The organism is Bacillus sp. THAF10 (genome assembly GCF_009363695.1).
Taxonomy (GTDB): Bacteria; Bacillota; Bacilli; order Bacillales; family Bacillaceae_I; genus Sutcliffiella_A.
On record NZ_CP045403.1, the window covers coordinates 605,082 to 629,894 of the forward strand.

The window sequence follows — 24,813 nt, forward strand, 5'->3', positions numbered from 1 at the left end:
ACCCTTTAAGAAGTAGAGTAAATACGGTCCACCTCTTTTAAATTAATATCCAATTGCATCTTTTGCTGATCCCGGAGTTCACGGAATACTTCTAAGGTAAAGTTAATGTGGTCATCGGTGTGAGCAGCAGTTGGGATAATTCTAAACATCAACATTCCTTTTGGAATTACAGGATACATAACAGCCTGCAAAAATACCCCATTGTCTCTTAAAAATTTTATCCAAGGAAGACCGATTTCAAGGTCGCCACCAGGAACATAAACAGAAAGAATAGGCGATTCTGTATCTGCTACAAAATAACCAAGATCTTTAAGCCCGTCTGCTAATTTTGTGGATACGTCAAATAACCTATTTCGATTTTCGTCTGCAGCTTTGACGATTTCTAATGTTTTTCGAAGACTTTTTACATAGATCATCGGAAGACTTTTGGCAAAAATTTGAGTTCTCGCATTGTACCGAATCCAATCGATTACTTCTTGACTGGCCGATGCAAACCCGCCTATTGCTGTAAAAGCCTTTGCGAAAGTGGCTAAATAAATATCCACTTGATCTTGAACACCAAAATGTTCAGCAGCCCCTTTTCCTGTTGCACCCATCACACCAAAGCCGTGTGCATCATCAACAAACAATCTCGCCCCATATTGTTCTTTAAGCTTGCAAATTTGATCAAGCTTAGCGATATCACCAGTCATACTGAATACGCCTTCTGTCAAAATTAAAATGCCGCCTTTGCGTGTTTTGTTGACTGTTTTTAATAGTTTCTCCAAGCTATTCATGTCATTATGTCGAAACACTCGGATGTTTCTAGGATTGGATACGGCTAGTTTCGCTGCATCGACAATGGAAGCATGGCATAGTTTGTCCATGATGATGACGTCATCTTTTCCAACAAGAGAGCATATCGTTCCAATAATACCTAGATAACCAAAATTAAAGAGAATAGACGCTTCTTTATCCGAAAAATCAGCAAGCTCTCTTTCCAATGCTTCATGCTCATTGGTATTGCCACTGACCATTCGACAACCCATCGGACCGCTAACTCCCCATTCAACAGCTGTTTCAACCGAAACATTTCGAATTTCAGGGTGATTAGCTATTCCCAAATAGTCATTTGTTGCCCACATCACTTTTTCTTTTCCATCATATTGAATCGTTGGTCCTGGTACAGAATCAATGACTGGAGAAATAAAATAATCATCTCCGGAAGCCCTGAAATCACCAAAATACCCTTCATTGGTTTGGCACTTATCAAAAATATCCCGATATGTAGTTGTAACCATGTTACTTTTCCTCCTAAACGGATAAATGGATTTTCTTAAGTAGTATAACAAAAATTTCCATAATGCAGAATGATTATTTTGACTTTTCAAAAAAGATTAGAGGAGGACAGTTCTGTTAAATCAGCTCATAGACTATAAATCTACCCATGAGATACATACTTATCATGGGACATGTCTTTTTATAGTGGAAAATAAAGGATGATGTAGGTTTTTGTAGAACTATTAATCGTAGAGTTTTATCAAACCTGCAATTTAGAAGGGGAGAGATGAGGATTAACATATTTAACAAGGTTAGTCATGCTGTAGAGTCGGTTAAGAACATTGGTATCCCTATACCCATCACTTCTAAAATGATTGCGAAAATCTTGCAGTTTAATGAGTCAACAATAGAAGCCAGAGGGATACATGACATGGAAGTTATCATTGAAGACAATTTTATTAGCATAACAGGGAAAGTGAAAAAGCTCTTTTTTACCATTCCCTTCACCCTGAAACTAGTACCAAATAAAACAGAAAATAGGTCCATATATTTTGAAGTGACTAATATGACTCCGCTTAACCTAAATTGGATAAAACATAGAATTTTCAATAAGCCTCCTTATGTCCAATATGAGAATAAAATAATTCAATTAAATTTAGACGGCTTTGAGAAAATCAAGTCCATTCCCGTAGGTAAAGTTCAGAAACTAAGGATCGAGAAGAATAAGATATGGGTTACTCTTGGGGTGTGATCACGGGTCAATTTGCTAAGTTTCAGAAAAAATAGATAGGACATGACATAGTATTGAGCCAATAAGGTGTCTTGCGGAGGAGGAACCATCATGAAAATCGTTACTTGGAACTGCGGGATGGCTTTTAGAAAAAAGATTCATCACGTGCTGCCTATGAAAGCGGATATTCTGGTTATTCCGGAGTGTGAAGCGGAGGAGAAGTGGAAGGGGCTCGATAAGGAGCTTGGAATTGAACCGTTACTTTGGTTTGGGAAAAACCGAAATAAAGGTCTTGGAGTATTCAGTATGAATGATTCCTATCAACTAAAGGTTCATCCCTCTTATAGTGAATACTTCCGTTACATCGTTCCAATTGAGGTTACCGGGAAAGAGGAATTTATCTTACTAGCAGTTTGGTCGCAGAAGGCCAACACAAAGTTTGAGAGTTACATAGGGCAAATCTATCATGCAATCAAACACTATGAGGCGCTGTTAGAAAAACCCTGCATCATCGTGGGTGATTGGAACAGCAATAAAGTATTCGATTCCATTAAAAGAGTCGGTAATCACACGACGGTGGTAGAGCATTTGAAAGAAAAAGGAATAGAAAGCGGGTATCACCGTTATTTTAACGAGGAGCATGGGCATGAAACCAAGCCAACTCACTATTTCTGGCGAAAGCATGAGCGACCATTTCATTTGGATTATCTCTTCGCCTCTAAAAGCCTTTTGGATAGAATGAGGCATTTTGAAGTGGGAAGTTTTGATGAGTGGATTGCTTATAGTGATCATGTGCCGTTGATGGCGGAGTTCGACTAGCTTGGATTTTAGTGATGAATTGGTAAGAAACAAATATTAATTTTTGGGAGAAATAGTTATGTGGATAATTTTAGGGGTAATAGCAATAATCGTAACGTGTATAAATTTATATCTGTATTCAGCTGGAAAGGATTATAAGCTTGCGATGGCGATGGGATTATCATTTACAGCATTAACACTTTGTGCAGAATACAGCCTTGTATCAGATTGGGTAGAGGTGAAAGATTGGTCAGCTTTAATGGATGTAGTCCCTGGTATGGAGAGGGCATTGTGGTTTTTGACCATTGCTTCTATCTTACTAAATATAACTCCAATATTTTTAGAACGAAAAAATAAGAAATAATGACTTAACGTCGAAAGGGGGAAGCGACTTTGCCTACACGCACAATCGTAATTTCTGATATTCATGGCTGCTTCAAAGAGTTCAAAACCACTCTTGAAAATCTAGAATACCAACCAGGTCAGGACAAGCTCATCCTATTAGGCGATTACATCGATCGCGGTCCACAATCCCTAGAAGTGGTGGAGTATGTGATGGAGCTTTCCGAGCACGAGAATGTGGTGGTGCTTGGTGGTAATCATGAGGATATGTTCATTTCTTTTCTGGAGGAACCAGAATTTAATGAAGAAAACCGTTTCTTTAGAAATGGTGGAAAGAAAACGGTGGAGAGCTTTTGTAAACCGTATCAGGTTTATGAAGTTAATCCAGCGGCGAAGCAAGTGATTTTAGAAAACTATCAAAAGCATATCGAATTTTTGAAGAGTTTACCTGATTACTATGAGGATGGCGACTATATCTATGTTCATGCAGGCGTGGATCTCGACTTGCAGAACTGGAAAAATACGAGCAAAAATGATTTCCGCTGGCTTCGCGAGGCCTTTTGGAATCAGAAGAACGAGACTGGCAAAACAATCGTATTCGGCCATACACCTACTCCCTTTTTACATGAGCATCCAACCCATGGAACGGGCGTGAAATCCAACGACATCTGGTACCATCCCCAACAAGATCGCATTTGTATTGATGGGGGCTGTGTGTTTGAAGGTGGGAAGTTGAATGCGTTGGTGTTGGAGGACTAAATATAGGAACGTTTAACTTTATGATGTCCTATTAATTGCAGCATAGTAATAAAGAGAGGGGTTTCAATTTGGATATTTTTGATTATCTTGAAGAAATGCAGAAGGACATATTAGAGTGTAGTTTAGCTGCCTTCGAGAAAAAATACTATGCAGTCTGTGTTGAAAAATCAGGAAAAAATGAAGCGATAAAAATTCAAAAAGTAAATATGGATGAGTATAGAGAATCCATGAAAGATGGAATTTCCCAAGCCTTAAAGTTAGCTGCAAAAGGGTCAGCTAAAGTAATTTATTTTGAATATGATATGGATAATGGGTGGAACAGTAACTTTTTTATTTGTGATGATTACAAGGAACTTTTTGAAGAAGATGACGAGTGGGCATGTGACTGGTTTGAGGAGGTTAATGGAGGCTCTCTTGAAGAATTCTCTGAGATTTATTTAGAAAATGGGTTCAATTCCACCAATAAAGCTCTAGGGAATACATTATATTTAATTGCAAGAACAGTAGTTTTGTTTTCCAGTGTGTGTCAAAAAATAGAAACGAACATTCCGATCTGTATTGCCTTTCATGATCAAGATCCAATAATGAGAGTAAAGAATGAAGGGTGAGGAAGGATCGTTTTTTGTTTCCTTGATAAAAATAGAGGTGTAGATTTGTGAAAAAGAGTAGGTTTATATGGTTACTATTAATGATTAGCTTAGGAGTAAATTTATATATTTTCGGCAAATGGCTATTAATCGAACGATCGTATGAAGCTACCACAGAAGAAAAGATAATTTTAAGTGAGATGGTTCATAAAACAGTCATCAGTGAAGATTATAAAAAGTTAGCTGAGCAAGAGAATATTATTGCTATTGATACAAGTATTGATAAAAACAAGGGTGGCGTATTCCCTTACTATCTTACGGTTGGAGTTCGTACTGATAAGCAGACCTATATATTTTCTTGCAATAATGAGCAATGTTTGGAAATGGAAAACGAAGGATGGACTTATTCTAGGTATGAAGAAGAAAAGCCACGACTTCCATTTAAAAAATAAAGGGTAATTATAGGGGGAAAGTTTTATTTTGAAAAAACTATTGCTGAGTATCTTATTTATTATGGTTACGCTGACAGGAATTTATTTCTTAACTAATAATGGTGTTCAATCAAGTAATCCAACTCCTGTATTGGATGAACAAGTTATTGAAAAGTATCTTTCTGAGGAAATGATGAATCCAAACTCCGGGGGAAAAATATTTGTCGCATATGAAATATTAGCAACAGATAAAAACGAAGGCGAAATTTATTTGTGGGCGTTAATAGAAGAATATTATAAAAAAGGGGAATTCATAGGTCAAGGTAGCGGGATGTCTGTTCCAGTTGTATTAACTCTAAGTGAGAATGATGATTCCATGGAAATTAAAAGTCATTCATTACCCAGTGATGGGTCCTTTTACGAAAAAAGTATAAAAGAAATGTTTCCTAAAAAAATTCATCAAAAAATATTTGGCTATCCTTCCAATCATATTGGAGAGTTAATAGAAGAAATGGATAACAAAGTAAAAGATTATTATTAGAATAAAACGCATCCTAATTAATAGAAGAGACTTCAAAATATGACTTTAATAAAAGGCTTAAATGAAACACTTTGTTTAGACAATAAATTAACTTTTTACTAAGGTTTGTGGGACAGACACCTCGTCCCACTTAACGGGAAGGGGAAATCGGTGACAGATAGAGTCCGAAAAGAAATAATTTCAATTTTGGTTTTTTTAGTTGTTACGATGTCTTTACTATCAGGTTGGTTTTTCTTTATAAAATCGGATCATCGTGGCATTGTAGGCGATTTAGAAGAGAATACATTCATCCTTTATCCTACAAAAGTAAATCCAGAAGCAGAAACCTTTTCTCCAGTTATTTATTTTTCGAATAATACTAGAGTGTCAGGAAAAAAAAGCAGTGTTAAAGATTTGGAAGAGAATCAAGTGGTTAAGGTATGGGTAGAAGTAGTGGATGATCAGTACATTGCGAAAAAAATAAAAATTACAAAGGATAGTTTTGATTGATTTTTTATAGTAAATAATATAGATATGGAGGGTGAATATGCCGTTAGAACAAGAAGTATCTTGGATGTTAATCTGTGGTTTTTCAATAATTATGGGAGTTACAATATTAACTACTTTATTCCTTATGATTAAAAAGAAAAGCAACATCTTTGGATTTGGATTCACTCTTATGCATTTGGTTTTTTCCTCGATTGTGTTTTATTTCATCATGAAAGTTACCTCATTTGACTATACCCACCTAATGGCTTCAGAAGAAATATCCCTACATTTAGGAATAGCAGGTGTTGTTTGGGCTATTGGCATGCTTTCTTTAATGTTGGGAATATATAATTTTACAAAATTAAGAATGAAAATCTCTTAAATATCAAAAAAAGTATTTTTACTAGAAGGTGTAAATTTTGAGAAAAATCGGTGTGTTCTTGGTTCTTAATGGAATTGATATTAATATTTCTTAAGAGAAAAAACTAACTCGTTGGAGCTTATCTATAACAAGGTAAGCTTCTTTTTTGCGTGAAGAAATTTTAATATTTAGGTTTTACGGTTTTTTATTCTCTTAGTGTAAAATTATACCAATAATTATTAAGAGGAATTTTAATGACTATTTTGGGACTTGGTGCTGCCTTAATTTTTGGTATTGTGCTGTTGGTTATTGGTATTTTGACTAAGAAGAATTGGCTGAAGTTGATTTCACTCATTCCATTAGGGATTGCTTTGTATCACAGTGTTTATCTTATCTTTTGGTGGTTTAGCATGTGAAAGGTTGAAGGGACAGATACATGGTCCCATTTTTTATTGTATGAATCACAAGATCTGTCGCAGTCTCGCCCATCGATCTTCCAAACAGGAATCCTGCCATGGATGTCGAATGATGTAGTATGTACTACGTAATATTTCCAACCAGTAAAGATGAAATCCTTAGGTATGGGAGTGATGTTAGTGGATTTGATGGAGATTCAGCCGGCAGTTCAAAGGATTGCGGATGCCATTGCTGCTGTTTTGAAAATTGAAGTGGAGATAGCGAATAAGCATTTTATACGGGTAGCTGGGACTGGGGAGCAAAAATCGAGTGTCCTTCACAAGATGGAGGGGGACTTGGTGTATCAATCAGCTCTTCGAACAGGAGGACCAGTAATTATAGAGAATCCTGGATACGAGGAGGTTTGCGAGCGGTGTAAGTTTTATCAGAATTGTTCGGAGACAGGCGAAATCTGTACCCCTATTACCTATAAGGGTCAACCCATTGGTGTGATTGGATTGTTGGCTTTTAATGAGGAGCAGCGGAGACGGTTGTTTGAGAATAAAGAAGATATTTTATCTTTTCTTTATAAAATGGCAGAGCTTTTATCCAGTAAGCTTCATGAACATGAAATGGTGGAACAGCTCACTAGAAGCTCTGAGAAAATGGCTCGTCTGATTAATCTCGTAAATGAAGGTATTGTTGTCTTAGACGGGAATGGAATTATTCAAGAGACGAATGTGAAGGCAAGGATATTACTAGAAATAGAGGAAGAGGCATGTGAACTCCCTCCTAATGTCAGAAGTCTATTCAAGGAAATTGTTCAGGATACTGCAGTTGAACATCAACCGTTCACCGTTGAGATTAACGGAAGGAGTAAATCCTTTTTTATAGTAAAGCAAAAGCTTTCTTCCATCGGAAGGTACACAGAATTTCTCTTAATTCTTCAAGATATCCATGAGATTCAGTATTTAGCAGAAAAGGTGACAAAGAATCAAAAGCGTGCGTTTGATAAAATTGTTGGGACAAGTGCCCAAATAAAAGAGGTGAAGGAATACGCTTATAATGTGTCGCAATCCCCATCCACTATATTAATTCAAGGGGAAAGTGGGACAGGGAAAGAAGAGTTTGCAAAAGCGATTCATTTTTCCAGTAAACGAAAAGATCAACCCTTAGTAACTGTCAATTGTGGAGCTATTCCGGAGCATTTACTAGAAAGCGAATTGTTTGGGTATGATGCGGGGGCTTTTACAGGAGCAACGAAGAAAGGAAAGCCTGGGAAATTTGAACTTGCCAATAAAGGGACCATTTTTTTGGATGAGATCGGTGAAATGCCAGCGCTTCTCCAAGTAAAGCTGCTACGAGTGTTGCAGCAACGAGAAGTGGAGAGAGTAGGGGGAGTGACGCCAATCCCAGTTGATGTAAGAGTGATTACGGCGACAAATAGAGATTTACAGGAGATGGTGATGCAAGGAACCTTTCGGGAAGATCTCTATTATCGTCTGAATGTTATTCCTATGATTCTTCCTCCCCTCAGAGGACGAAAGGAGGATATTATCGCCCTCAGTGAGCATTTTATCTCTTCCTTTAATAAAGAATTTAATAGCAATATATTAGGTCTCGGAAAAGATGTGAAGGAATTAATGATTAATTATTCATGGAAAGGAAATGTTCGGGAGCTGAAAAACTTCATAGAATACCTTTTTAACTTCTTGTCTACTGGTTGGATAACAATGGATAGAGCAGAAGCACTAATTAGCAAAAAACTAAAGCTACAAAAGGGTGACTTCGATAAAAAGGAAATTTCTTTTTCTTTAGAGGAGATGGAGAAAGAAATGATTATAAAGGCTGTTACCCATGTAAAAAGCCAAAGTTTAAATATAGAAGATGCTAGTAGATTGTTAGGAATAGGCAGGGCTACATTATTTAGAAAAATGAACAAGTATCAAATTAAGACCTAGTCTCATTTTAAGACTTAATGATACAATATATCTAATTTGTATTTTCTGAATTTTTAGTAACTAGCATAGTATCAAAACGATACTATGCTAGTTACTTTCTTTTTTAAAAGCTCATTTCTCAAAGATTGTTACTAAAAATCTAAGAAAAAGACGGACATTTTGAATGAGTATGTAAATAAATCTACCTCCACGAAAAGAACGCGACAGCAACGTTGATGACGGGTGTCTTCACTATACGCAAAAGAAACAAAGTTTGCGAAAACAGCCTTTTTTAAAATGTAATAGAGTAGGAGTGAAAAAGTTGGCACGCTTTTTGCATATATACTAGCAAACAAGTAAAGGAGTGGAAGAACTTGATTCATTTACTTCAATCAACCAAGGCTCCCGCAGCTGTTGGGCCGTATTCACAAGCAGTACAAGCACATGAATTTGTTTATTTATCCGGTATGTTGCCGTTGTGTCCTGAAAGTGGAACGATGGTAGGAGAAAGTGTAGGAGAGCAAACCGAACAGGTGATGAGAAATATTGAGAATCTGCTGTTGGACTTGCATTTATCATTACAGGATGTTGTGAAAACCACTATTTTTCTAGATTCCATGGATTCTTTTCAAACTGTTAATGAAATTTATGGAACCTATTTTTCTGAACATAAGCCAGCAAGAAGCTGTGTTGAAGTAGCCGCTATTCCAAAAGGAGCACTGGTAGAAATCGAAGTCATTGCAAAATTACCTTAGGAGGTACTCACATGCAAAGAACGTTGCAAACAGAAATACATTGGGCAAAGAATGAACTTTATGCTCCTTTATATAACCCGGATGAGCTTGTTTTTTTTCAAAATGAGGAAATAGAAAAGGTTCATCGTTTACAACAATCCCATCAGTCTTTTACTAGAACCCCACTTTATCAGCTGAAGCATTTGGCAAAGCATTTAAAGGTGGAGGATATTCAAGTAAAGGACGAATCCTTCCGATTTGGACTAAATGCCTTTAAGGTCTTGGGAGGAATTTATGCGATGGCAAAGTTTTTAGCGGATAGGTTGGGCGATAAGGTAGAGAATTTATCCTTTGAGATTCTAAAGTCTAAAAAAGTAAAAAGGCAGCTGGGGACATTCACGTTTATCTCCGCTACAGACGGTAATCATGGTCGCGGAGTTGCGTGGGCTGCAAGAGAGCTTGGGCATCGATCGGTTATTCTTCTGCCTAAAGGTTCTTCTGAAAAAAGGCTGGCAGCTATTCGAGCAGAAGGAGCGGAAGCAGAAATAACAGATATGAATTATGATGACACGGTACGACTTTGTGCAGAAATATCCGTAGAAAAAGACTGGGTCATTGTTCAAGATACAGCATGGGACGGCTATGATGAAATCCCGCTTTGGATTATGCAGGGCTATGCTTCCATGGCAAAAGAGATTGTAGAACAACTCGAGGAGAAAGGGGCAAAGCCTCCAACCCACCTGTTTTTGCAAGCGGGAGTTGGTTCTTTTGCAGGAGCCATTACTGCATTTATGGCGCAATTTTATCGAGAGGATCCACCAATAGTTATCGTGGTAGAGCCAGACAAAGCGGATTGCTATTATCGTTCATTTTCCAACAAAGAAGGAAAGCGCGAAATAGTGACTGGAGATATGTTCACCATTATGGCGGGATTGGCTTGCGGCGAACCCAATACCCGGGCGTTTCGGATACTGGGACAATATGCAAAAGCAGGTTTTTCATGTTCCGATAATGTGGCTGCTCTTGGTATGCGATTATATGGCAATCCATTAAAGGATGATCCACGAATCATATCAGGTGAATCGGGGGCAGTGACGCTTGGATTAGTCTATCATTTGTATAAGAATAATGCCTATCAAACGATACAAAAAGAGTTAAACCTAAATTCCCAATCTCGTATTCTGCTTATCAGCACAGAAGGGGATACAGACCCTGCTCATTATCAGGAGGTTGTCTGGAAAGGTTTATATCCCAATTAAAAACCATCAATGATTCTCAAATTAAGAGGAGGAGTTTCAATGTCCATTCATAATGAACAAAATGTAATTGAATTATGCCAATCCTTAGTACAAATCAGTAGTTATTCAGGAAACGAAGACAAGGTGGCGAAATACATTCAAGATTATGCAAAGCTGAACGGGTTTGATGAAGTAGTGGTAGATGAATACGGCAATGTCTTGCTCATTATCAATGGAAACGTCTCAGGGCCAACTGTATTGTTTGATGGACATATCGATACGGTACCCGTTCAATCCGAGCATTGGACAGTGGGACCATTTTCTGGAGAAATAATAGAAGGCAAAATATATGGTCGTGGCACCTCCGATATGAAGGGAGCAGTCAGTGCGATGATTTCCGCTGCAATTCAGTACGCAGAGGAGACGAAAAAAGAGTTTCCAGGAAAAGTCGTCGTCTCGTGCAGCGTGCATGAGGAATGCTTTGAAGGAGTTGCAACAAGACGGGTCAGCGAATTGATGAAGCCAGACTTTGTCGTAATAGGAGAAGCCACCAATCTAAACGTAAATCGTGGTCAGAGAGGGCGGGCGGAGATTGTGGTCGAAACGATAGGAAAGCCATCCCATTCCTCCAATCCACGTAAAGGAATAAATGCTGTTTATCAAATGATGAAGCTTGTTGCAGAAATAAACGAACTGCCAGTTGCCCAACATGATGTGCTTGGGGAAGGCATATTGGAGTTAACTGATATTAAATCCTCTCCATATCCTGGTGCATCTGTTGTTCCCTCCCTTTGTACTGCCACGTTTGACCGTCGTCTGTTAGTGGGTGAAACAAAAGAATCGGTATTACGTCCCATTCAAGAATTAATTAATCAGCTTCAGAAAGAGGATTCTACTTTTAAAGCAAATGTTTATTATGCAACGGGAGAAGAGCGATGCTATACAGGAGCTTTTATTCGTGACGAGAGATATTTTCCTGCTTGGTTGATTGAGAAGGAAGAGAAGTTTTTACAAGAAACCTTAGCAGAACTAAATGATACGGGAATACCTGCTCAACTTTCTCATTATTCCTTCTGTACAAATGGCAGTCATTTTGCAGGTGAGAAAAATATCCCTACTCTTGGATTTGGTCCATCTCCAGAATTCTTGGCGCACATTGATGACGAGTATATTGAAATTGATCAATTGTTAAAAGCAACTGTGGGTTACAAAGCTATCCTACATGCATTAACGAAACAAAAAGTATCAGGGAAGGAGGCCGAGAATTATGTATGATTTAATCATTCGAAATGGAAAGGTTATCGATGGAACTGGTTCCCCGTGGTATTACGCTGATATTGCGGTAACAGAAGGGAAAATCGTGAAAATTGGCAAGTTAACAGCGTTTCAAGCACGAGAAGAATATGATGCTAAAAACAAAGTAGTGAGTCCAGGCTTTATTGATATGCACACCCATTCTGATTTGGTCATCTTAGATCAACCAATGATAGAAGCAAAGGTGAGGCAGGGAATAACGACCGATTTGCTTGGGCAGGATGGGATAGCAGCTGCGCCTCTTCCGGATCAATATGTTTCCGCTTGGAGAAAGAATTTGGCTGGTCTGGACGGTACGCCTCCAATAACATGGGATTGGAGAACGGTAGATGAGTACCTAACAAAAATAGAGGAAAATAAACCAAGCTATAATGTTGCTGTTTTAGCCCCGCATGGGAATATTCGAATGGAAGTAATGGGTCTAGAAAACCGCCCTGCAACCCCGGAAGAAATAAAACAAATGCAGGTCGTCCTTCGCAGGTCTTTAGAGGAAGGGGCAGTGGGTCTTTCTACAGGTTTAATTTATCCGCCTTGCTGTTTTGCTGAGATGGAGGAGCTTGAAGCTTTATGCCAAGTTATTGCCGAATACGGAGTTCCTCTTGTGATTCATCAACGAAGTGAAGGAGACGAAATTTTAGAGTCCATGCAAGAGCTGATCGATATGATGAAACGCTGTGGTGCGCATCTTCATTTTTCTCACTTGAAAAATTGCGGCAAGGAAAATTGGCATAAAACACCTGACCTCCTCCGTCTTATCGATCAAGCGAGAACGGACGGCCTTGAAGTGACGTTTGATCAATATCCGTACACTGCTGGAAGCACAATGTTAAGCGCTATTCTTCCCCCATGGGCGCATGATGGGGGAAGTGACATGATGCTAGAGAGATTAGCTGATGAGGATCTTCGAAAACGAATGATAAGTGAGATGGCAACAGCCCTTAAAGGATGGGACAGTATGTCGAAGTGGGCAGGGTGGGATGGCATTATCATCACATCTGTGGAAACAACGGAGAAGCAATATTGTGTAGGCAAAACCATTACACAAATTGCACAGATAGAGAAGAAAGAAGATTGTGCAGAGGTCGCATTGGACTTAATTCTTCATGAGAAGAATGGAGTGGGGATGATTGACTTTGTGATGAATGAAGAATCGGTAAAAATGATTCTCGCACATCCATCAGGAACAATCGGAAGCGACGGATTACTTGGTGGGGAACCACATCCACGTGCATATGGTTCTTTTCCTAGAATCCTTGGAAAATATGTGAGAGAAGAGAAGGTTCTACCTTTAGAAGAAATGATTCGGCGAATGACCTCCCAACCTGCAAGAATCATTGGTTTGCAGGATCGAGGCATTATTAGGGAAGGATTAGTGGCGGATCTTGTCATTTTTGATTCAGATACGATTATAGACCATGCGACATATGAAAAACCTCGACAATTTAGCACAGGAATAGAATTGGTGGTCGTAAATGGAGAAATTATTATTCAAGGAGAGGAAACTAGAGTGAAGCCTGCAGGAAAAGTATTGCGGCGCCAGTATCATGAACAGCCTCTAAAAGTGCAGGTGTAAAGCAGCTTCATTATGGATGAACAATAAAGGGGAGGGAATCAAATGGGTGTCAGTATAGTGGTTATAGGAATTGTTATCGTTTATCTGGGTGTAATGGTTTACATTGGGTATGTGTCATCTAAGAAGATAGAAAACAATGACGACTTTCTGGTAGCAGGAAGAAAGATGGGGCCTTGGCTGCTTGCAGGTAGTTTAGCCGCAACAGAAGTAGGGGGAGGTTCTACACTTGGCGTCGTTTCCAAGGCTTATGGAGATTGGGGATTTTCCGCATTTTGGTATGTAACGACTATGGCAGTAGCCTTTATCATTCTAGCATTTATCGCACCTCTTCTTAGACGTTCTTTAGTTAAAACAGTTCCTGAATATTTTACAAAAAGGTATGGAAAAAAGAATGGACTATTAACCTCCATTATTATGTTATTACCGATGGTAGGCTTAACAGCCGTTCAAATTATAGCATCTGCCACCATTCTCTCCGTGATGACGGGCTGGGAATATACCATCTCAGTGATCGTGATTACTGGAGTAGTTGCAGCCTATAGTGTAATGGGTGGCATGTATAGCGTGGTTTATACAGATGTCGTGCAATGGGCATTTATTCTAATCGGAATGGCCTTAATCATCCCATTTGCGTTAAACGCTGGAGGAGGATTTACAGAGCTTACTGCCAATGTTCCAACAGAAAAATGGAGCATGTTTGATGGCGCAGGGTTTGGTACTATTTTAGCGTTAATCGTCATGTATATCGCTTCATTCACAGTTGGACAAGAAGCGGTGCAACGCTACTATGCTGCCAAGGATGAAAAAGCAGCGAAAAAAGCATCCATTATCACTTCCATAGTCTATGCCCTATTCGCATTTATTCCTGCCTTTATCGGAATTCTTATGTATGGAATGGTCCAAAACGGGATAATTAATGAATCAATCATGACAGAATATGGCGCAAACTATGCCTTGCCATTAATGGCTGTAGAAGTTCTCCCATCGTTTGTGGTAGGAATCTTATTTGCAGCACTGATCTCCGCAACTCTATCCAGTGCATCAAGTAACCTACTAGCAGCTGGATCCATCTTCACAAACGACCTATATAAGCCTTACATTAAAAAGAATGCAACAGATGCGGAGCTACTAAAGATGATTCGCCTAACCATGGCTGTTGTCTGTGCACTCAGCCTTGCTATCGCTATCTTTAATTTTGCTGATATCATTACCCTCTTAATGTTCTCCTTTACGTTAAGAGCAGGTGGGGCATTTATCCCTTATTTACTTGGCCATCTGTGGGAACGCGCAACAGCTGCAGGAAGTATGGCCTCCCTAGTGTTGGGAAGCATCACGGTGGTTCTAGCAGAAAGAGGCATTATCAACTTCTTTGGTTTAGACCCAATCTATCCAGCTTTAATAGTAAGTGCACTTGCCTTCTATTTTGTATCTATTTATACAAGCAAGCCAACAGCAAAGCTGGTAGATGTGAACGATCATAAACAGGAAAAAATATCGTAAACTTCGGTAAGGATATTAGTCCTTATTTCGCCAAAAATAGTACAGAAAAAAGACATGTCGAGGTGGCATGTCTTTTTTTATGAAATGGGATTGCAGGAAACCTACAATCATCCCTCAATCAAAGCAAAATACTCCATCAACTCTCCGTCTATTTCCACCAAAATAACAGCTGGTGCGTCCCCGCTATTGTACTCCTCTTCTGTGGAATAAACTTCTGTTCCTTTCGGTAATTTGCTCGCATAGAGATTTCGGAACCCCCAACTGTTGGTTGTTTGCTTCTTAATTCCCCCTATTTTTGCCCCTTTGGAATAGCCATTCACTGGATCAGGATTCGTGCTTCTACTATATATTAATTCATCTAACTTTATAATGTCGGCGTCACTATTGCCTTCTAGGATGTCTTTTGCTGTTGGATTTCCTGATGTAGTAGAGCCACACCCTGCTACTAATAATATAAGGACGAACATGGCCAATAACTTGTGAAAGTCTATAATATTACCCCCATTTCATTGTACAATCCAACGTTTCTTGTCTGTATTTTAGCACGAACATTTGTAAACTAATATAAAAAGTGGAATATAAAGGATTTTATTTGTTGCTGTCGAAAAATAAGGGAAGATAACTTATTTTGGCAACAAGGGGGAAGCCATTTGTCTAAATCGATTGATTACGATGCATTCAAAAAGATGACTCCAAAGAAACAGGCGCAGACTTTAACGAATCTCATGTTACAGGGGAAGCATGAGATAGTTCAACGCCTTATTCATGGCGGTAAGCAGGGCAGTACAGAAGCCTCAGAAAAAATACATAGAGATAGCAAAAAAAGAGTCCAACCTTCACAAGCAAACCTATATAAAAGGGATTTTTGCACAGCAGATGAATTTCGTTATAACCATGCGCAAAACGCAGATAGTAATCGAAGTTCTAGAGAAGTATTAGCTGGAAGTGGATCGAATTTGTTTGGAGGGAAGAGGAGGAGAAAGAGGGGGTAAACACAAATGGAATTTAAAGATTATCTGCTAAGTGGAGCTGGCTATACATTAAATATATTTCGTTTTGCTAGTTTGATTGCTGGAATTGGTTACATAACCTGGGGGGAACTTGAAGAAAAAAACAACCTGAAATAACATGGGCATGGTTTTCACAAAGGAATAAGCTTGGTGCCATGACGAAATAGTCACTATTTTGTCTTTAAATGTGTAAAAAGTTGGAGTAAAATAGGTTTATAGTATTATATTTACTTCAAAGGGGATAAATGTAAAAATGACAAACAATGTTTCTATTTTTAGAAGGTTTTTACAAGAGAAAGATGTGTACATGGAAGAAGGTACAAACGAAGATGGTACTTCTTTCTTTAGAGTAGAGCAGAGACTTAAGAATGGTGGATCTGTTGTACTGGCCCTAGGTTTTGATGAAAGTGAAGAAATTATTGATATTTATGTGTTTGATATTGCGGATGTTGTGGATGCCTACAAAAGAGAGTCCACGCTAAAGTTAATAAATGAGATTAATAGAGATTTAAGATACTCGAAGTTTACCCTCGACGATAGTGGAAGAGTTAGTAGTAGCTATTGCATGATGTTTGAGGATAACTTTAATCCTAATGTTCTAATGAGACAACTTGTTCTTGCACTGAATTGTGTAGAAGAAGTGTATCCGAAGTTTATGAAGATTGTTTGGTCGTAGTATTTTTATATAATCATTGATTTTTGGGGCTAGCCGATTGTGGTTTGCTCCTTTTATATTTTGTTAGCGGATAGGTAGGGGTAATGGAATTGAGAAAAAGAGATGAATCTGAGAAGGTTATTGCAGTATATAAAAAAATAAGCCAACTAAAAATAAAAGCAAAAAACGAGAAAGATAAATTAAAAAGAAAGCGGTTAAAAAAGGAGGTAGAAAAGCTTCAACAAAGTCTGCCTAATATTAAAAGAAAGGTTTATGAAAAGCAAAAAAGGAATAGAGGTGGGGCCGATGATAAATTTAAGGAAGAGCAAATAAAAAAGAAAGAAGAGGAATACCGTCAAATGCTTATAAAAGAAGACTTAGAAAGGAGGAAGAATAGAAAGAAATTAGTAGTTACATACACGGAAGTAGATAAATCTGCCAAAGCGTGCCCGTCGTGTGGTGTTCCTTACAATCTAAGCTCAGGTTTTAGCAGGTGTAGGTGTAGTTGATTAGATATTTGGGATATAAGTTTAGGGGTTGATAGAGAATGAGATATACAAATAATGTTGACGAGATTACGGCTGAAATGCTGGATGGTTTTTTTGTGGGATGGCCGAAGTCTCCAAATGCCGAGATGCATTTAAAGCTTTTGAAGAACAGTAGTAAAGTAATTTTTGCTCTAGATGAGGATGCCAATCAAGTCATTGGTTTTATCACAGCGATTAGCGATGACGTGTTATCTGCTTATATCCCGTTTCTTGAAGTGCTGCCTGATTATCAACATCAAGGCATCGGCAAGGAGCTGGTGAGGCGGATGTTAAAAGAGCTCGAGCATATTTATATGATTGATTTGTGTTGTGATGATGAGTTAGTTTCTTATTATGAGAAGCTTGGAATGATACGCTCTAATGGGATGTTATCGAGGAATTATGAGAGGCAGTCTGGGGGTTGATATGTTAGTTAGGGGTTGTGAAAGGGAGGGAGAGTTTGAAAAAAGGTAAATTTTTCTTGTGTGTTATTGTTGGGGTATTTCTGGGGCAATTAGCCTATAGTTTATTTATGGGAAAAGAAATAGATTGGGTGCTTTTTGTTGTTGGTTGTATTAGTTGTGTTATAGGTGCAGCAGTTGTACGTATGCTGAAGGAATGAGGTAGGGGAATGATTGCCCTTTTTAAAGAGACATGTCTCAAAGGCATGTCTCTTATTTAGGTAGCTGGGTAGGTGAATCCCTAATTCACTCATCCTCAATTATTTTGATTATTTTTCTCCATAAACTCTTTTATCATTTTGGATGTCTTCGAGGTGTCAATTCCGCGCCGTACCGCAGTTTCAATCACCACATATTGTAAGAATAGAAATAGTACTATGAGAAAAATTACAAGTCCTGTTGGAAGATTCATTGATAACACCTCTATTTAATTTTTTTGAGACGGAGGGACAGGTCCCTTGTCCCATGAGACTGAGGGACAGGTCCCTTGTCCCAGTTAGGGTAGAACAATGGAATTGAATAATGCAGATAAGTCTCTTATTTTTTCTATCTCAAAAGGATTTAATCTGCTTTTGTCGAAAGAAGGTAATTAATATTATTTTGGCAAAAAAGTGATCGGGGGAAAAAGCAATCACTCTGCTCTCAAAATAAGTTAAACACGACAATTTTTTCAGCATGTTTTTCTTGGTTATCATCCTTAGTGAACCAAATTCTAACCCACTGCCTTTTTTTTAGGTCCTTTTTATTTTGAATTTGAAAGGCTTTGAATCCGATCCCTGTTATGGTGGTATCATCGGAAATCATTATTTCTTCTAAGTTATATACTGCATCACCTTTTATGATAAACGGAGTCAGAAATATTGTATTTTCCGTTGTATTTTCAACTTTTAATCTCATATCAGCAACTCCATGCCTAGCATAATCGATTATGTACCAGACAGCCACCGAGGAACAAACTGCGAGAAGCATTTTTATTAATCTATTGATTGTTTTACACCCCATTTCGGCTATACTGTAATTCCATTTATTGGTTTTATAGATTAATAATAGCATTCAATGTGCTGATAATTAAGTTTTATTTTCCAAGCCTAGCATTGGCATCTAAAAAATAGGAGGATCCACCCATGCAACAAATTGACCAATTACTACGAGACCATGATCTAACCCACAAAAAAACCGCCATCATGGAAGCATTAGAAAATTCAATTAAACTAAATAAGGTGAAAATGGATGAAGAGGATATTCCTCTTGGAGTCTCTAAAATGGGCGGCTCCCCCGATTTGCCTGAAGGTTGGGAGTTTCCTAGCTATAAAGAGAACTATTTGACTTTTCTTGTCCAAATTAATCTGACGGAAGTAAAGGAATATGATAAGGATAACCTGCTGCCAGAGCAAGGGATGCTGTATTTATTTTATGAAGCACTGGAGCAGCCTTGGGGATTTGAAGAGGATGAGGGATGTTTTAAAGTGATGTATTTTGAGGGTGACATGGAGGAGCTGGTTAGAAAGGAAAGTCCGAGTATTAGAGCAGAATTCGTAGCTTTTCCAGCGTTTAAACTTTCATTTGAATATATCGTCACTCTTTCGGAAGATCCCGAGGACCTTGATTTTTCAGACGAAAACGAAGAGGAAGACTTTTGGAATTTGCGTGGGGAGTTGATGCAGCCTGAGGATGAAGAAGGAAACGTGGAGACAGCACATTATATGCTCGGTGCACCGCTTAGTATCCAAAATGATGTGTTTGAAGACCTCTTTGAAGATGGAAAAGACCCTGTCCTATTGTTCCAAATCGATTCTGATGAAGAACTCTCAGAAATGACGTGGGGCGACTGTGGCATGCTGTACTTTTGTATGGAAAAAGAGGATTTGGTGAACAAGCAATTTGATAAGGTGAAGTTTACACTGCAGTGTTATTGAAGCAAGGGAACGGTTCTGGTGGTTCATTCAAGTTTGATCCGCCGCCACGGATAAGGAGGAAGTTTTTATGGTGCAGTTTGAGAGAAATTCAGTAGTTGGGTACAAGGATATTGAGATTCCTTATATGCTCATAAGAAAAGAAGAAGGTACAAAGCGATTAGCCATCATTCTTCCAGGAGTAGGGTATACGGCACAAGCTCCTCTTTTGCATTATGCTATGAATGTTTTTCTTGGTAAGGGTTTTGATGTGTTGCAGGTGAATTATCAGTACAATAACAACCTGGCGTATGCTGATTTTAGTGAAATAGCGACAGCCATAAAGCTTGATGTGAAAGCCGTGCTTGATAATTTTTTGGAGGCAAAAGTCTATGAGGATTTCTGTTTGATAGGAAAATCGCTTGGCACCATCGCCATGAGCTCTGAGTTACATAGAGAAGCTTTTAAAAATGCAAAAGCCATTTGGTTGACTCCGTTAATTCAACGGGAGGATGTGTTACATGCCATGGTGAGTAGTGAACAAAAAGGGTTGTGCATCATTGGCGACCATGATTTTTGCTACAGCGAAGAGCCTTATTTGAAAGTAGTGGCGAACGAAAATATCACGGCAAAGCTAATACCGAATGTTGATCACAGCTTGGAATATGAGGGAGATGTGTTGGGGTCTGTTGAGGTATTGCGAGAAGTAGTGCGGGAGATGGAAGGGTTTTAGTGAGGCGGGGGACGGTTTTTGCGGTTTATTTGGAGTCGAATGAACCAGAAGAACCGTGCCCCTTTTTCTTTTAAAAAAATACTTGCTTCAGTGAAGAAAGAAAGTTATGATTAGTGTAAGAATATTTAGAAAATTGAATAAGGAGTATTTGCGATGTCTAAACTCAGGAAGGCTGATAAGAGCCTTATTAAGGACATGAACCGTTCTGCAGTTATTAATACGATTAGGAGAAAGGGGCCGATAAGTAGGACGGAAATTTCGAGTATTACCAATTTGGGGCAGTCTACCTTGACGAAGATTACAGAGGAGTTAAAGAATCTGGATCTGGTTTATGAAAAAGGAGAAGCCCATTCCACTGGTGGAAGAAAGGCGATTCTACTGGAATTTAATCATCTTTATGCTTTTGCAATTGGCATTAAAGTTATGCAAGATCACCTTGTTTTTGCCCTTACAGATCTTCAAGCAACCATCATTGATAAGCGAGATATCTATTTCGCTACCTCTTCAGATACACAGCATATCCTTCACCTCATGAAAAACACTATTCATCAACTTTTACAAGAAAACCAACTAGAATTAAATAGCTTAATTGGAATTGGCATTGCAGTTTCGGGTCTGGTTAACAGTGTTACCGGCGTGGTGTTAAAATCTCCTCTATTAAAATGGGAAAATGTTAATCTTTCAGAGCCGTTAATGGAAGAATTTCAGCTCCCTGTTTTTATTGACAATGATGTAAACGCATACATAAATGCGGAGCTTGAATTTGGCCATGGGCATACGAGTGATCAGTTTATTTGTATTTCTCTTGGGGACGGAATGGGAGCGAGCTTTGTTATCGACCGGAAAGTGTATAAAGGGGAGTATGGCGGGGCCGGTGAGTATGGGCATACCATCATCAATGTGGATGGCAGGCCTTGTTATTGTGGTCAGAATGGCTGTATTGAGACGTATTTGTCCAATAGTGCATTGAAGATAAATGCGCAGGAATTTGCGTCTCGTTATCCGAACAGTAGGTTAATCAACAAAGAGATTAACTATGAAACCTTAACAGAAGCTGCCAGAGAGAATGATTCGCTTGCCCTCATTTTATTTGAGCAGGCTAGCAAGTATTTAAGTATTGGCCTAATCAATGCAATAAACAGCTTTAACCCAAAATCAATTGTGCTTATTGGGGAAGCCTTGGTGGGAAAAGAGTTTTTCATTAGCCAAGCAACGGAAAGGGCAAAAGAGAATTTTTTTAAAGGAACCTTTGAAAGTCAGATTGTGATTTCCCAGCTTGGTGATGATGCTTGGGTGCAAGGAGCGGCACTGCAAGCAATCAATCAGCTTTTTCAGCCGCCAATTTACGAAGAAAGTAACACACTCTTAAACACATAGAAGGCTAGGAGGGGCAAGTAGTGGTAGGAGATAAAGGGTTTAAAAAATTTCTAGTTGTAAGCGTTTTCTTATTGCCAAACCTGATTGGTTTTCTCATTTTTATTGGGATACCCATTATCGCTTCCCTTGGCATCAGCTTTACAGAGTGGGACTTGTTGTCCGAACCAGAGTGGGTAGGGTTTGAAAATTATCAATCCTTGTGGGAGGACCCGGCATTCTGGGCAGCACTTTGGCACACCTTTTACTTTATTATCGGCTACATCCCACTTGTGATGGTGGGAGCGTTGGGGATAGCACTAATTCTAAATCAAAAGGTAAAAGGCATTACTTTTTTCCGCGCCGCTTATTTTATACCGGTGGTTTCATCCTGGGTAGCTGTTTCGTTAATTTGGAAATGGTTGTTTAACCCAAGCTACGGGTTAGTCAACTATGCCTTGTCGTTAATAGGAATAACGGGACCTGCGTGGCTGCATGATCCCAATTGGGCGATGCCAGCCATTATTTTAACAAGTGTTTGGAAGGATTTAGGGTTTGTTATGGTGATTTATCTTGCGGGATTGCAAGGGATATCCAAAAGCTATTATGAGGCAGCTGATATGGATGGTGCCTCCTCGTGGCGAAAGTTTTGGCATATTACCTTACCACTATTAGCACCTACGACCTTTTTCGTCACGGTCATTTCTTTGATTAACTCGTTTCAGGTGTTCGATCAGGTCATGATTATGACAGAGGGAGGACCGGCTGGCTCAACAAGTGTCATTGTGGAGCGAATCTACAATCACGCCTTCCGCTATTTTGAAATGGGCTATGCATCCGCCATTTCTTGGGTGCTGTTCTTCATTATTTTTGCGATTACATTGCTACAAATTCGGATTCAGAAAAGGATGGTGGGTCATGGAAACTAAGCAGGAAGTAAGGCTGGAACCATCTTCGCTATCTGTGCCAGTAAAGAAAGAACGTTCTTTTAGAAAAAAAATAAAAAATGTGCTGTTTTATCTCATTCTTATTCTTGGTGCAGCGATTATGCTTGTTCCGTTTATTTGGATGATTTCCACCTCCTTAAAAACATCAGGTGCAACAATGGTCCTGCCGCCACAATTCATACCAGAAGAATTTAACCTAGAAAACTATCAACGGGTTGCAGATACATTTCCTGTTTTCAAATTTTTGTGGAATTCCTTGTTGGTTGCGGTCACATCGACAATAGGGCAGCTCCTTTTATGTTCGATGGCAGCTTATGCTTTTGCCCGCCTGGAGTTTAAAGGAAGGGATGTTATTTTTGTCATCTATCTTGCAACCTTAATGGTGCCAAGCCAGGTGACGATGACGCCGCAGTTCATTCTGATGAAGTACATGGGGTGGCTAGATACGTACCAAGGCTTAATTTTACCAGGTATGTTTAATGCGTTTGGCACGTTTTTGTTGCGACAGTTCTTTTTAGGCATACCAAAAGAGCTGGAAGAGGCAGCGTTTATGGATGGTGCGAATCATTTTCGGATTTTTGCGCAGATTATTTTACCGTTATCGATGCCAGCTTTAGCAACGCTGATGATTTTCTCGTTTATGCAATCGTGGAATAACTTTTTATGGCCGCTAATTGTCGTGAACAGTCCGGATATGATGACCTTGCCACTTGGGCTTTCTCTCTTACAAGGCAGGTGGGAAACGGATTGGAATTTGATGATGGCTGGCGTAGTGATTAGTGTTATTCCGGTGCTGGCTGTGTATAGCTTTGCTCAGCGATATTTCATCCAGGGGATTACCTTAAGCGGAATGAAAGAATAGTAGATGGAAATTCTGGTAAGGAGGTGGTTCCCTTCTCTTCATTATAAGCTGGGAACTATAGTTTAGGTGGTCAGACAATCTACTAAAAATGAAAATCAGGGGGTAAGAAAATGAAGAAAACTTGGAAATGGGCAGGGTTGTTTTTATTATCATTCGTTCTTATTTTAAGTGGATGCAGTGGGCAAACAGGCGGTTCGGATGACAAAGTAGAGATCGACTATTTTACGTTTTCTCCAGGTGAAGCACATGAAGAAGATTTAAAGGACATGATTGCTGCTTTTGAAAAAGAGAACCCAAACATCAAAATCAACTATGAAATGGCGTCCTTTGAGGATTATTTCACAAAGCTTCAAACAAGGCTTGCAGGAGGATCAGCACCGGATACGTTTGAGCTGAACTATGAGAACTTTGTTAACTATGCTGCAAAAGGGACATTGTTAGAGCTTGATAGCTTAATGAAAGAGGATAGTGACTTTGATTCCTCTGAGATAAACAAAGCAGCATTTGAAGCCTTCCAATATGAAGGGAAGCAATATGGGATGGTGGAGTCTTTCTCCAATGTGGTGCTTTATTATAACAAGGATTTGTTCGATGCGGCCGGAGTGGAGTATCCAACTGCCGATTGGACGTGGGAGGATGAACTAGCAGCTGCCAAGAAGCTAACAGATAAAGGCAGTGGCGTTTATGGTACGTATGCACCGATTCAGTTCTGGGAATTTTATAAAACCATTGCACAGAATGGCGGTTCTATTTTTAATGATGACAAGACAGTAGCAACGGTCAATAGTACAGAGAATATTGAAGCATTACAATGGATGGTTGATAAAGTAAATAAACATAAGGTTACTCCTTCTGATGAAGAAATGTCTGGTCAATCCGATGGTGATCTATTCAAGGCTGGTAAAATTGCGATGCTGCGTACAGGAATTTGGATGATGGGCTCCTTCCAGGATGCATCTTTCAATTGGGATATCTCTGTTGAGCCAGGGAACACACAAAAAGCCCATCACTTCTTTGCCAATGGTCTTGCCGCATCTAAGGATACGAAGCATCCAGAAGCGGCGTGGAAATGGTTGAAATTCATGAGTGCAAGTGAAGAAGCAGCAAAAATCCGTGTGGAAAGCTCTTGGGAATTACCAGCGGTTAGCAATACAGAGCTTGTCGATGCTTATTTACAGCAATCTCCTCCAGAAAACAGAGAAGCAGTATTTGAAGCGCTAGATACGTTAGTAGTGCCGCCAGTAATTGAAGACTGGAATAAGCTTACTGATGCATTTACCAAGGAATTAGATCTAGTAAAACTAGGCGAAAAAACACCTGAGGAAGCATTGAACGATTTGCAGGACCAAATTCAGGCGTTAGTGGATTAACCTGTTTTAGGCTGAAAAATAGGAGAAAGAT

32 protein-coding genes are annotated in these 24,813 nt (G+C 39.1%); 28 read left to right on the forward strand and 4 right to left on the reverse strand.

Features of this window, described 5'->3' with window-relative positions:
* Nucleotides 1-5 precede the first annotated feature (5 nt).
* Nucleotides 6-1,280: an aminotransferase class I/II-fold pyridoxal phosphate-dependent enzyme gene (locus FIU87_RS03345; protein ID WP_152443279.1), complete on the reverse strand. Its 1,275-nt coding sequence runs from the start codon at nucleotides 1,278-1,280 to the stop codon at nucleotides 6-8.
* A 266-nt stretch (nucleotides 1,281-1,546) separates the two neighbouring features.
* Between FIU87_RS03345 and FIU87_RS03350 the strand changes: the two genes are divergently transcribed.
* The 16 genes from FIU87_RS03350 (at nucleotide 1,547) to FIU87_RS03420 (ending at nucleotide 14,972) form a co-directional block, all read left to right on the forward strand.
* Nucleotides 1,547-2,011, forward strand: coding sequence for a hypothetical protein (locus FIU87_RS03350; protein ID WP_152443280.1), 465 nt, complete (start codon nucleotides 1,547-1,549; stop codon nucleotides 2,009-2,011).
* A gap of 90 nt (nucleotides 2,012-2,101) precedes the next feature.
* Entirely contained in the window at nucleotides 2,102-2,809 is a 708-nt protein-coding gene (locus FIU87_RS03355; protein WP_152443281.1) for an endonuclease/exonuclease/phosphatase family protein, read from the forward strand.
* 58 nt (nucleotides 2,810-2,867) lie between these two features.
* Nucleotides 2,868-3,152 carry a hypothetical protein gene (locus FIU87_RS03360; RefSeq protein ID WP_152443282.1) on the forward strand — a complete coding sequence of 95 codons (285 nt, stop codon included), beginning with the start codon at nucleotides 2,868-2,870 and terminating at the stop codon, nucleotides 3,150-3,152.
* Nucleotides 3,153-3,181: 29 nt separating this feature from the next.
* A complete protein-coding gene (locus FIU87_RS03365; protein ID WP_152443283.1) occupies nucleotides 3,182-3,889 on the forward strand; it encodes a metallophosphoesterase family protein in 708 nt (235 codons plus the stop codon).
* Nucleotides 3,890-3,957: 68 nt separating this feature from the next.
* On the forward strand, nucleotides 3,958-4,497 hold the full coding sequence (locus tag FIU87_RS03370) for a hypothetical protein (RefSeq protein ID WP_152443284.1): 540 nt from the start codon (nucleotides 3,958-3,960) through the stop codon (nucleotides 4,495-4,497).
* A gap of 80 nt (nucleotides 4,498-4,577) precedes the next feature.
* On the forward strand, nucleotides 4,578-4,928 hold the full coding sequence (locus tag FIU87_RS03375; protein ID WP_152446393.1) for a hypothetical protein: 351 nt from the start codon (nucleotides 4,578-4,580) through the stop codon (nucleotides 4,926-4,928).
* Nucleotides 4,929-4,956: 28 nt separating this feature from the next.
* Entirely contained in the window at nucleotides 4,957-5,448 is a 492-nt protein-coding gene (locus tag FIU87_RS03380; RefSeq protein WP_152443285.1) for a hypothetical protein, read from the forward strand.
* A 207-nt stretch (nucleotides 5,449-5,655) separates the two neighbouring features.
* On the forward strand, nucleotides 5,656-5,937 hold the full coding sequence (locus FIU87_RS03385) for a hypothetical protein (RefSeq protein WP_216647542.1): 282 nt from the start codon (nucleotides 5,656-5,658) through the stop codon (nucleotides 5,935-5,937).
* 37 nt (nucleotides 5,938-5,974) lie between these two features.
* Complete coding sequence (locus FIU87_RS03390; RefSeq protein ID WP_152443287.1) at nucleotides 5,975-6,298, forward strand: hypothetical protein; 324 nt, start codon at nucleotides 5,975-5,977, stop codon at nucleotides 6,296-6,298.
* A gap of 233 nt (nucleotides 6,299-6,531) precedes the next feature.
* The gene (locus FIU87_RS20880; RefSeq protein ID WP_172970934.1) at nucleotides 6,532-6,693 is read left to right on the forward strand and encodes a hypothetical protein; all 162 of its coding nucleotides are present in this window, start codon (nucleotides 6,532-6,534) and stop codon (nucleotides 6,691-6,693) included.
* Nucleotides 6,694-6,843: 150 nt separating this feature from the next.
* Nucleotides 6,844-8,634 carry a sigma-54-dependent Fis family transcriptional regulator gene (locus tag FIU87_RS03395; protein ID WP_152443288.1) on the forward strand — a complete coding sequence of 597 codons (1,791 nt, stop codon included), beginning with the start codon at nucleotides 6,844-6,846 and terminating at the stop codon, nucleotides 8,632-8,634.
* A 353-nt stretch (nucleotides 8,635-8,987) separates the two neighbouring features.
* A complete protein-coding gene (locus tag FIU87_RS03400) occupies nucleotides 8,988-9,368 on the forward strand; it encodes a Rid family detoxifying hydrolase (RefSeq protein WP_367643903.1) in 381 nt (126 codons plus the stop codon).
* 11 nt (nucleotides 9,369-9,379) lie between these two features.
* On the forward strand, nucleotides 9,380-10,606 hold the full coding sequence (gene dpaL / locus FIU87_RS03405; protein WP_152443289.1) for a diaminopropionate ammonia-lyase: 1,227 nt from the start codon (nucleotides 9,380-9,382) through the stop codon (nucleotides 10,604-10,606).
* 39 nt (nucleotides 10,607-10,645) lie between these two features.
* Entirely contained in the window at nucleotides 10,646-11,860 is a 1,215-nt protein-coding gene (locus FIU87_RS03410; protein WP_152443290.1) for a YgeY family selenium metabolism-linked hydrolase, read from the forward strand.
* Entirely contained in the window at nucleotides 11,853-13,472 is a 1,620-nt protein-coding gene (locus FIU87_RS03415; protein WP_152443291.1) for an N-acyl-D-amino-acid deacylase family protein, read from the forward strand. The genes FIU87_RS03410 and FIU87_RS03415 overlap by 8 nt, the downstream gene beginning before the upstream one ends.
* A gap of 42 nt (nucleotides 13,473-13,514) precedes the next feature.
* Nucleotides 13,515-14,972 (forward strand): sodium:solute symporter family protein, encoded by a 1,458-nt coding sequence (locus tag FIU87_RS03420; protein ID WP_152443292.1) that lies wholly within the window; start codon nucleotides 13,515-13,517, stop codon nucleotides 14,970-14,972.
* A 107-nt stretch (nucleotides 14,973-15,079) separates the two neighbouring features.
* On the opposite strand, the gene FIU87_RS03425 is transcribed toward FIU87_RS03420, so the two are convergent.
* On the reverse strand, nucleotides 15,080-15,439 hold the full coding sequence (locus FIU87_RS03425; protein WP_152443293.1) for a hypothetical protein: 360 nt from the start codon (nucleotides 15,437-15,439) through the stop codon (nucleotides 15,080-15,082).
* 183 nt (nucleotides 15,440-15,622) lie between these two features.
* On the opposite strand from FIU87_RS03425, the gene FIU87_RS03430 reads away from it, so the two are divergent.
* The 6 genes from FIU87_RS03430 (at nucleotide 15,623) to FIU87_RS20885 (ending at nucleotide 17,786) form a co-directional block, all read left to right on the forward strand.
* Complete coding sequence (locus tag FIU87_RS03430) at nucleotides 15,623-15,964, forward strand: hypothetical protein (protein ID WP_152443294.1); 342 nt, start codon at nucleotides 15,623-15,625, stop codon at nucleotides 15,962-15,964.
* A 6-nt stretch (nucleotides 15,965-15,970) separates the two neighbouring features.
* Complete coding sequence (locus FIU87_RS21515) at nucleotides 15,971-16,099, forward strand: hypothetical protein (RefSeq protein ID WP_301538651.1); 129 nt, start codon at nucleotides 15,971-15,973, stop codon at nucleotides 16,097-16,099.
* A 136-nt stretch (nucleotides 16,100-16,235) separates the two neighbouring features.
* Complete coding sequence (locus tag FIU87_RS03435; RefSeq protein WP_152443295.1) at nucleotides 16,236-16,658, forward strand: YbjN domain-containing protein; 423 nt, start codon at nucleotides 16,236-16,238, stop codon at nucleotides 16,656-16,658.
* A gap of 89 nt (nucleotides 16,659-16,747) precedes the next feature.
* Nucleotides 16,748-17,146 carry a hypothetical protein gene (locus FIU87_RS03440; RefSeq protein WP_152443296.1) on the forward strand — a complete coding sequence of 133 codons (399 nt, stop codon included), beginning with the start codon at nucleotides 16,748-16,750 and terminating at the stop codon, nucleotides 17,144-17,146.
* Nucleotides 17,147-17,184: 38 nt separating this feature from the next.
* Nucleotides 17,185-17,589, forward strand: a complete 405-nt coding sequence (locus FIU87_RS03445) for a GNAT family N-acetyltransferase (RefSeq protein ID WP_152443297.1) — start codon at nucleotides 17,185-17,187, stop codon at nucleotides 17,587-17,589.
* A gap of 35 nt (nucleotides 17,590-17,624) precedes the next feature.
* Nucleotides 17,625-17,786, forward strand: a complete 162-nt coding sequence (locus tag FIU87_RS20885; RefSeq protein WP_172970936.1) for a hypothetical protein — start codon at nucleotides 17,625-17,627, stop codon at nucleotides 17,784-17,786.
* Nucleotides 17,787-17,881: 95 nt separating this feature from the next.
* On the opposite strand, the gene FIU87_RS20890 is transcribed toward FIU87_RS20885, so the two are convergent.
* Both FIU87_RS20890 and FIU87_RS20895 read right to left on the reverse strand, forming a co-directional pair.
* A complete protein-coding gene (locus tag FIU87_RS20890; protein ID WP_172970937.1) occupies nucleotides 17,882-18,037 on the reverse strand; it encodes a hypothetical protein in 156 nt (51 codons plus the stop codon).
* A 230-nt stretch (nucleotides 18,038-18,267) separates the two neighbouring features.
* Nucleotides 18,268-18,522, reverse strand: a complete 255-nt coding sequence (locus FIU87_RS20895) for a hypothetical protein (RefSeq protein ID WP_172970938.1) — start codon at nucleotides 18,520-18,522, stop codon at nucleotides 18,268-18,270.
* Nucleotides 18,523-18,749: 227 nt separating this feature from the next.
* On the opposite strand from FIU87_RS20895, the gene FIU87_RS03455 reads away from it, so the two are divergent.
* The 6 genes from FIU87_RS03455 to FIU87_RS03480 all read left to right on the forward strand — a co-directional run bounded on the left by FIU87_RS03455 (nucleotide 18,750) and on the right by FIU87_RS03480 (nucleotide 24,782).
* A complete protein-coding gene (locus tag FIU87_RS03455) occupies nucleotides 18,750-19,541 on the forward strand; it encodes a YwqG family protein (RefSeq protein ID WP_152443299.1) in 792 nt (263 codons plus the stop codon).
* A 67-nt stretch (nucleotides 19,542-19,608) separates the two neighbouring features.
* On the forward strand, nucleotides 19,609-20,250 hold the full coding sequence (locus tag FIU87_RS03460) for an alpha/beta hydrolase (protein WP_152443300.1): 642 nt from the start codon (nucleotides 19,609-19,611) through the stop codon (nucleotides 20,248-20,250).
* 153 nt (nucleotides 20,251-20,403) lie between these two features.
* On the forward strand, nucleotides 20,404-21,627 hold the full coding sequence (locus FIU87_RS03465; protein WP_152443301.1) for an ROK family protein: 1,224 nt from the start codon (nucleotides 20,404-20,406) through the stop codon (nucleotides 21,625-21,627).
* A gap of 20 nt (nucleotides 21,628-21,647) precedes the next feature.
* A complete protein-coding gene (locus FIU87_RS03470) occupies nucleotides 21,648-22,532 on the forward strand; it encodes a carbohydrate ABC transporter permease (RefSeq protein WP_152443302.1) in 885 nt (294 codons plus the stop codon).
* Nucleotides 22,533-22,650: 118 nt separating this feature from the next.
* Nucleotides 22,651-23,412 (forward strand): carbohydrate ABC transporter permease, encoded by a 762-nt coding sequence (locus tag FIU87_RS03475; protein ID WP_253905567.1) that lies wholly within the window; start codon nucleotides 22,651-22,653, stop codon nucleotides 23,410-23,412.
* Nucleotides 23,413-23,522: 110 nt separating this feature from the next.
* Nucleotides 23,523-24,782, forward strand: a complete 1,260-nt coding sequence (locus FIU87_RS03480) for an ABC transporter substrate-binding protein (protein WP_152443304.1) — start codon at nucleotides 23,523-23,525, stop codon at nucleotides 24,780-24,782.
* The last annotated feature ends 31 nt before the right edge of the window (nucleotides 24,783-24,813 follow it).

Coding starts and splice junctions, on each gene's coding strand:
- FIU87_RS03345 (WP_152443279.1), bottom strand. CDS start 1,280: ATGGTTACAACTACATATCGGGATATTTTTGATAAGTGCCAAACCAAT.
- FIU87_RS03350 (WP_152443280.1), top strand. CDS start 1,547: ATGAGGATTAACATATTTAACAAGGTTAGTCATGCTGTAGAGTCGGTT.
- FIU87_RS03355 (WP_152443281.1), top strand. CDS start 2,102: ATGAAAATCGTTACTTGGAACTGCGGGATGGCTTTTAGAAAAAAGATT.
- FIU87_RS03360 (WP_152443282.1), top strand. CDS start 2,868: ATGTGGATAATTTTAGGGGTAATAGCAATAATCGTAACGTGTATAAAT.
- FIU87_RS03375 (WP_152446393.1), top strand. CDS start 4,578: ATGATTAGCTTAGGAGTAAATTTATATATTTTCGGCAAATGGCTATTA.
- FIU87_RS03385 (WP_216647542.1), top strand. CDS start 5,656: ATGTCTTTACTATCAGGTTGGTTTTTCTTTATAAAATCGGATCATCGT.
- FIU87_RS03390 (WP_152443287.1), top strand. CDS start 5,975: ATGCCGTTAGAACAAGAAGTATCTTGGATGTTAATCTGTGGTTTTTCA.
- FIU87_RS20880 (WP_172970934.1), top strand. CDS start 6,532: ATGACTATTTTGGGACTTGGTGCTGCCTTAATTTTTGGTATTGTGCTG.
- FIU87_RS03395 (WP_152443288.1), top strand. CDS start 6,844: ATGAAATCCTTAGGTATGGGAGTGATGTTAGTGGATTTGATGGAGATT.
- dpaL (WP_152443289.1), top strand. CDS start 9,380: ATGCAAAGAACGTTGCAAACAGAAATACATTGGGCAAAGAATGAACTT.
- FIU87_RS03410 (WP_152443290.1), top strand. CDS start 10,646: ATGTCCATTCATAATGAACAAAATGTAATTGAATTATGCCAATCCTTA.
- FIU87_RS03415 (WP_152443291.1), top strand. CDS start 11,853: ATGTATGATTTAATCATTCGAAATGGAAAGGTTATCGATGGAACTGGT.
- FIU87_RS03420 (WP_152443292.1), top strand. CDS start 13,515: ATGGGTGTCAGTATAGTGGTTATAGGAATTGTTATCGTTTATCTGGGT.
- FIU87_RS03425 (WP_152443293.1), bottom strand. CDS start 15,439: ATGTTCGTCCTTATATTATTAGTAGCAGGGTGTGGCTCTACTACATCA.
- FIU87_RS21515 (WP_301538651.1), top strand. CDS start 15,971: ATGGAATTTAAAGATTATCTGCTAAGTGGAGCTGGCTATACATTAAAT.
- FIU87_RS03435 (WP_152443295.1), top strand. CDS start 16,236: ATGACAAACAATGTTTCTATTTTTAGAAGGTTTTTACAAGAGAAAGAT.
- FIU87_RS03445 (WP_152443297.1), top strand. CDS start 17,185: ATGAGATATACAAATAATGTTGACGAGATTACGGCTGAAATGCTGGAT.
- FIU87_RS20890 (WP_172970937.1), bottom strand. CDS start 18,037: ATGAATCTTCCAACAGGACTTGTAATTTTTCTCATAGTACTATTTCTA.
- FIU87_RS20895 (WP_172970938.1), bottom strand. CDS start 18,522: ATGAGATTAAAAGTTGAAAATACAACGGAAAATACAATATTTCTGACT.
- FIU87_RS03455 (WP_152443299.1), top strand. CDS start 18,750: ATGCAACAAATTGACCAATTACTACGAGACCATGATCTAACCCACAAA.
- FIU87_RS03460 (WP_152443300.1), top strand. CDS start 19,609: ATGGTGCAGTTTGAGAGAAATTCAGTAGTTGGGTACAAGGATATTGAG.
- FIU87_RS03465 (WP_152443301.1), top strand. CDS start 20,404: ATGTCTAAACTCAGGAAGGCTGATAAGAGCCTTATTAAGGACATGAAC.
- FIU87_RS03475 (WP_253905567.1), top strand. CDS start 22,651: ATGCTTGTTCCGTTTATTTGGATGATTTCCACCTCCTTAAAAACATCA.
- FIU87_RS03480 (WP_152443304.1), top strand. CDS start 23,523: ATGAAGAAAACTTGGAAATGGGCAGGGTTGTTTTTATTATCATTCGTT.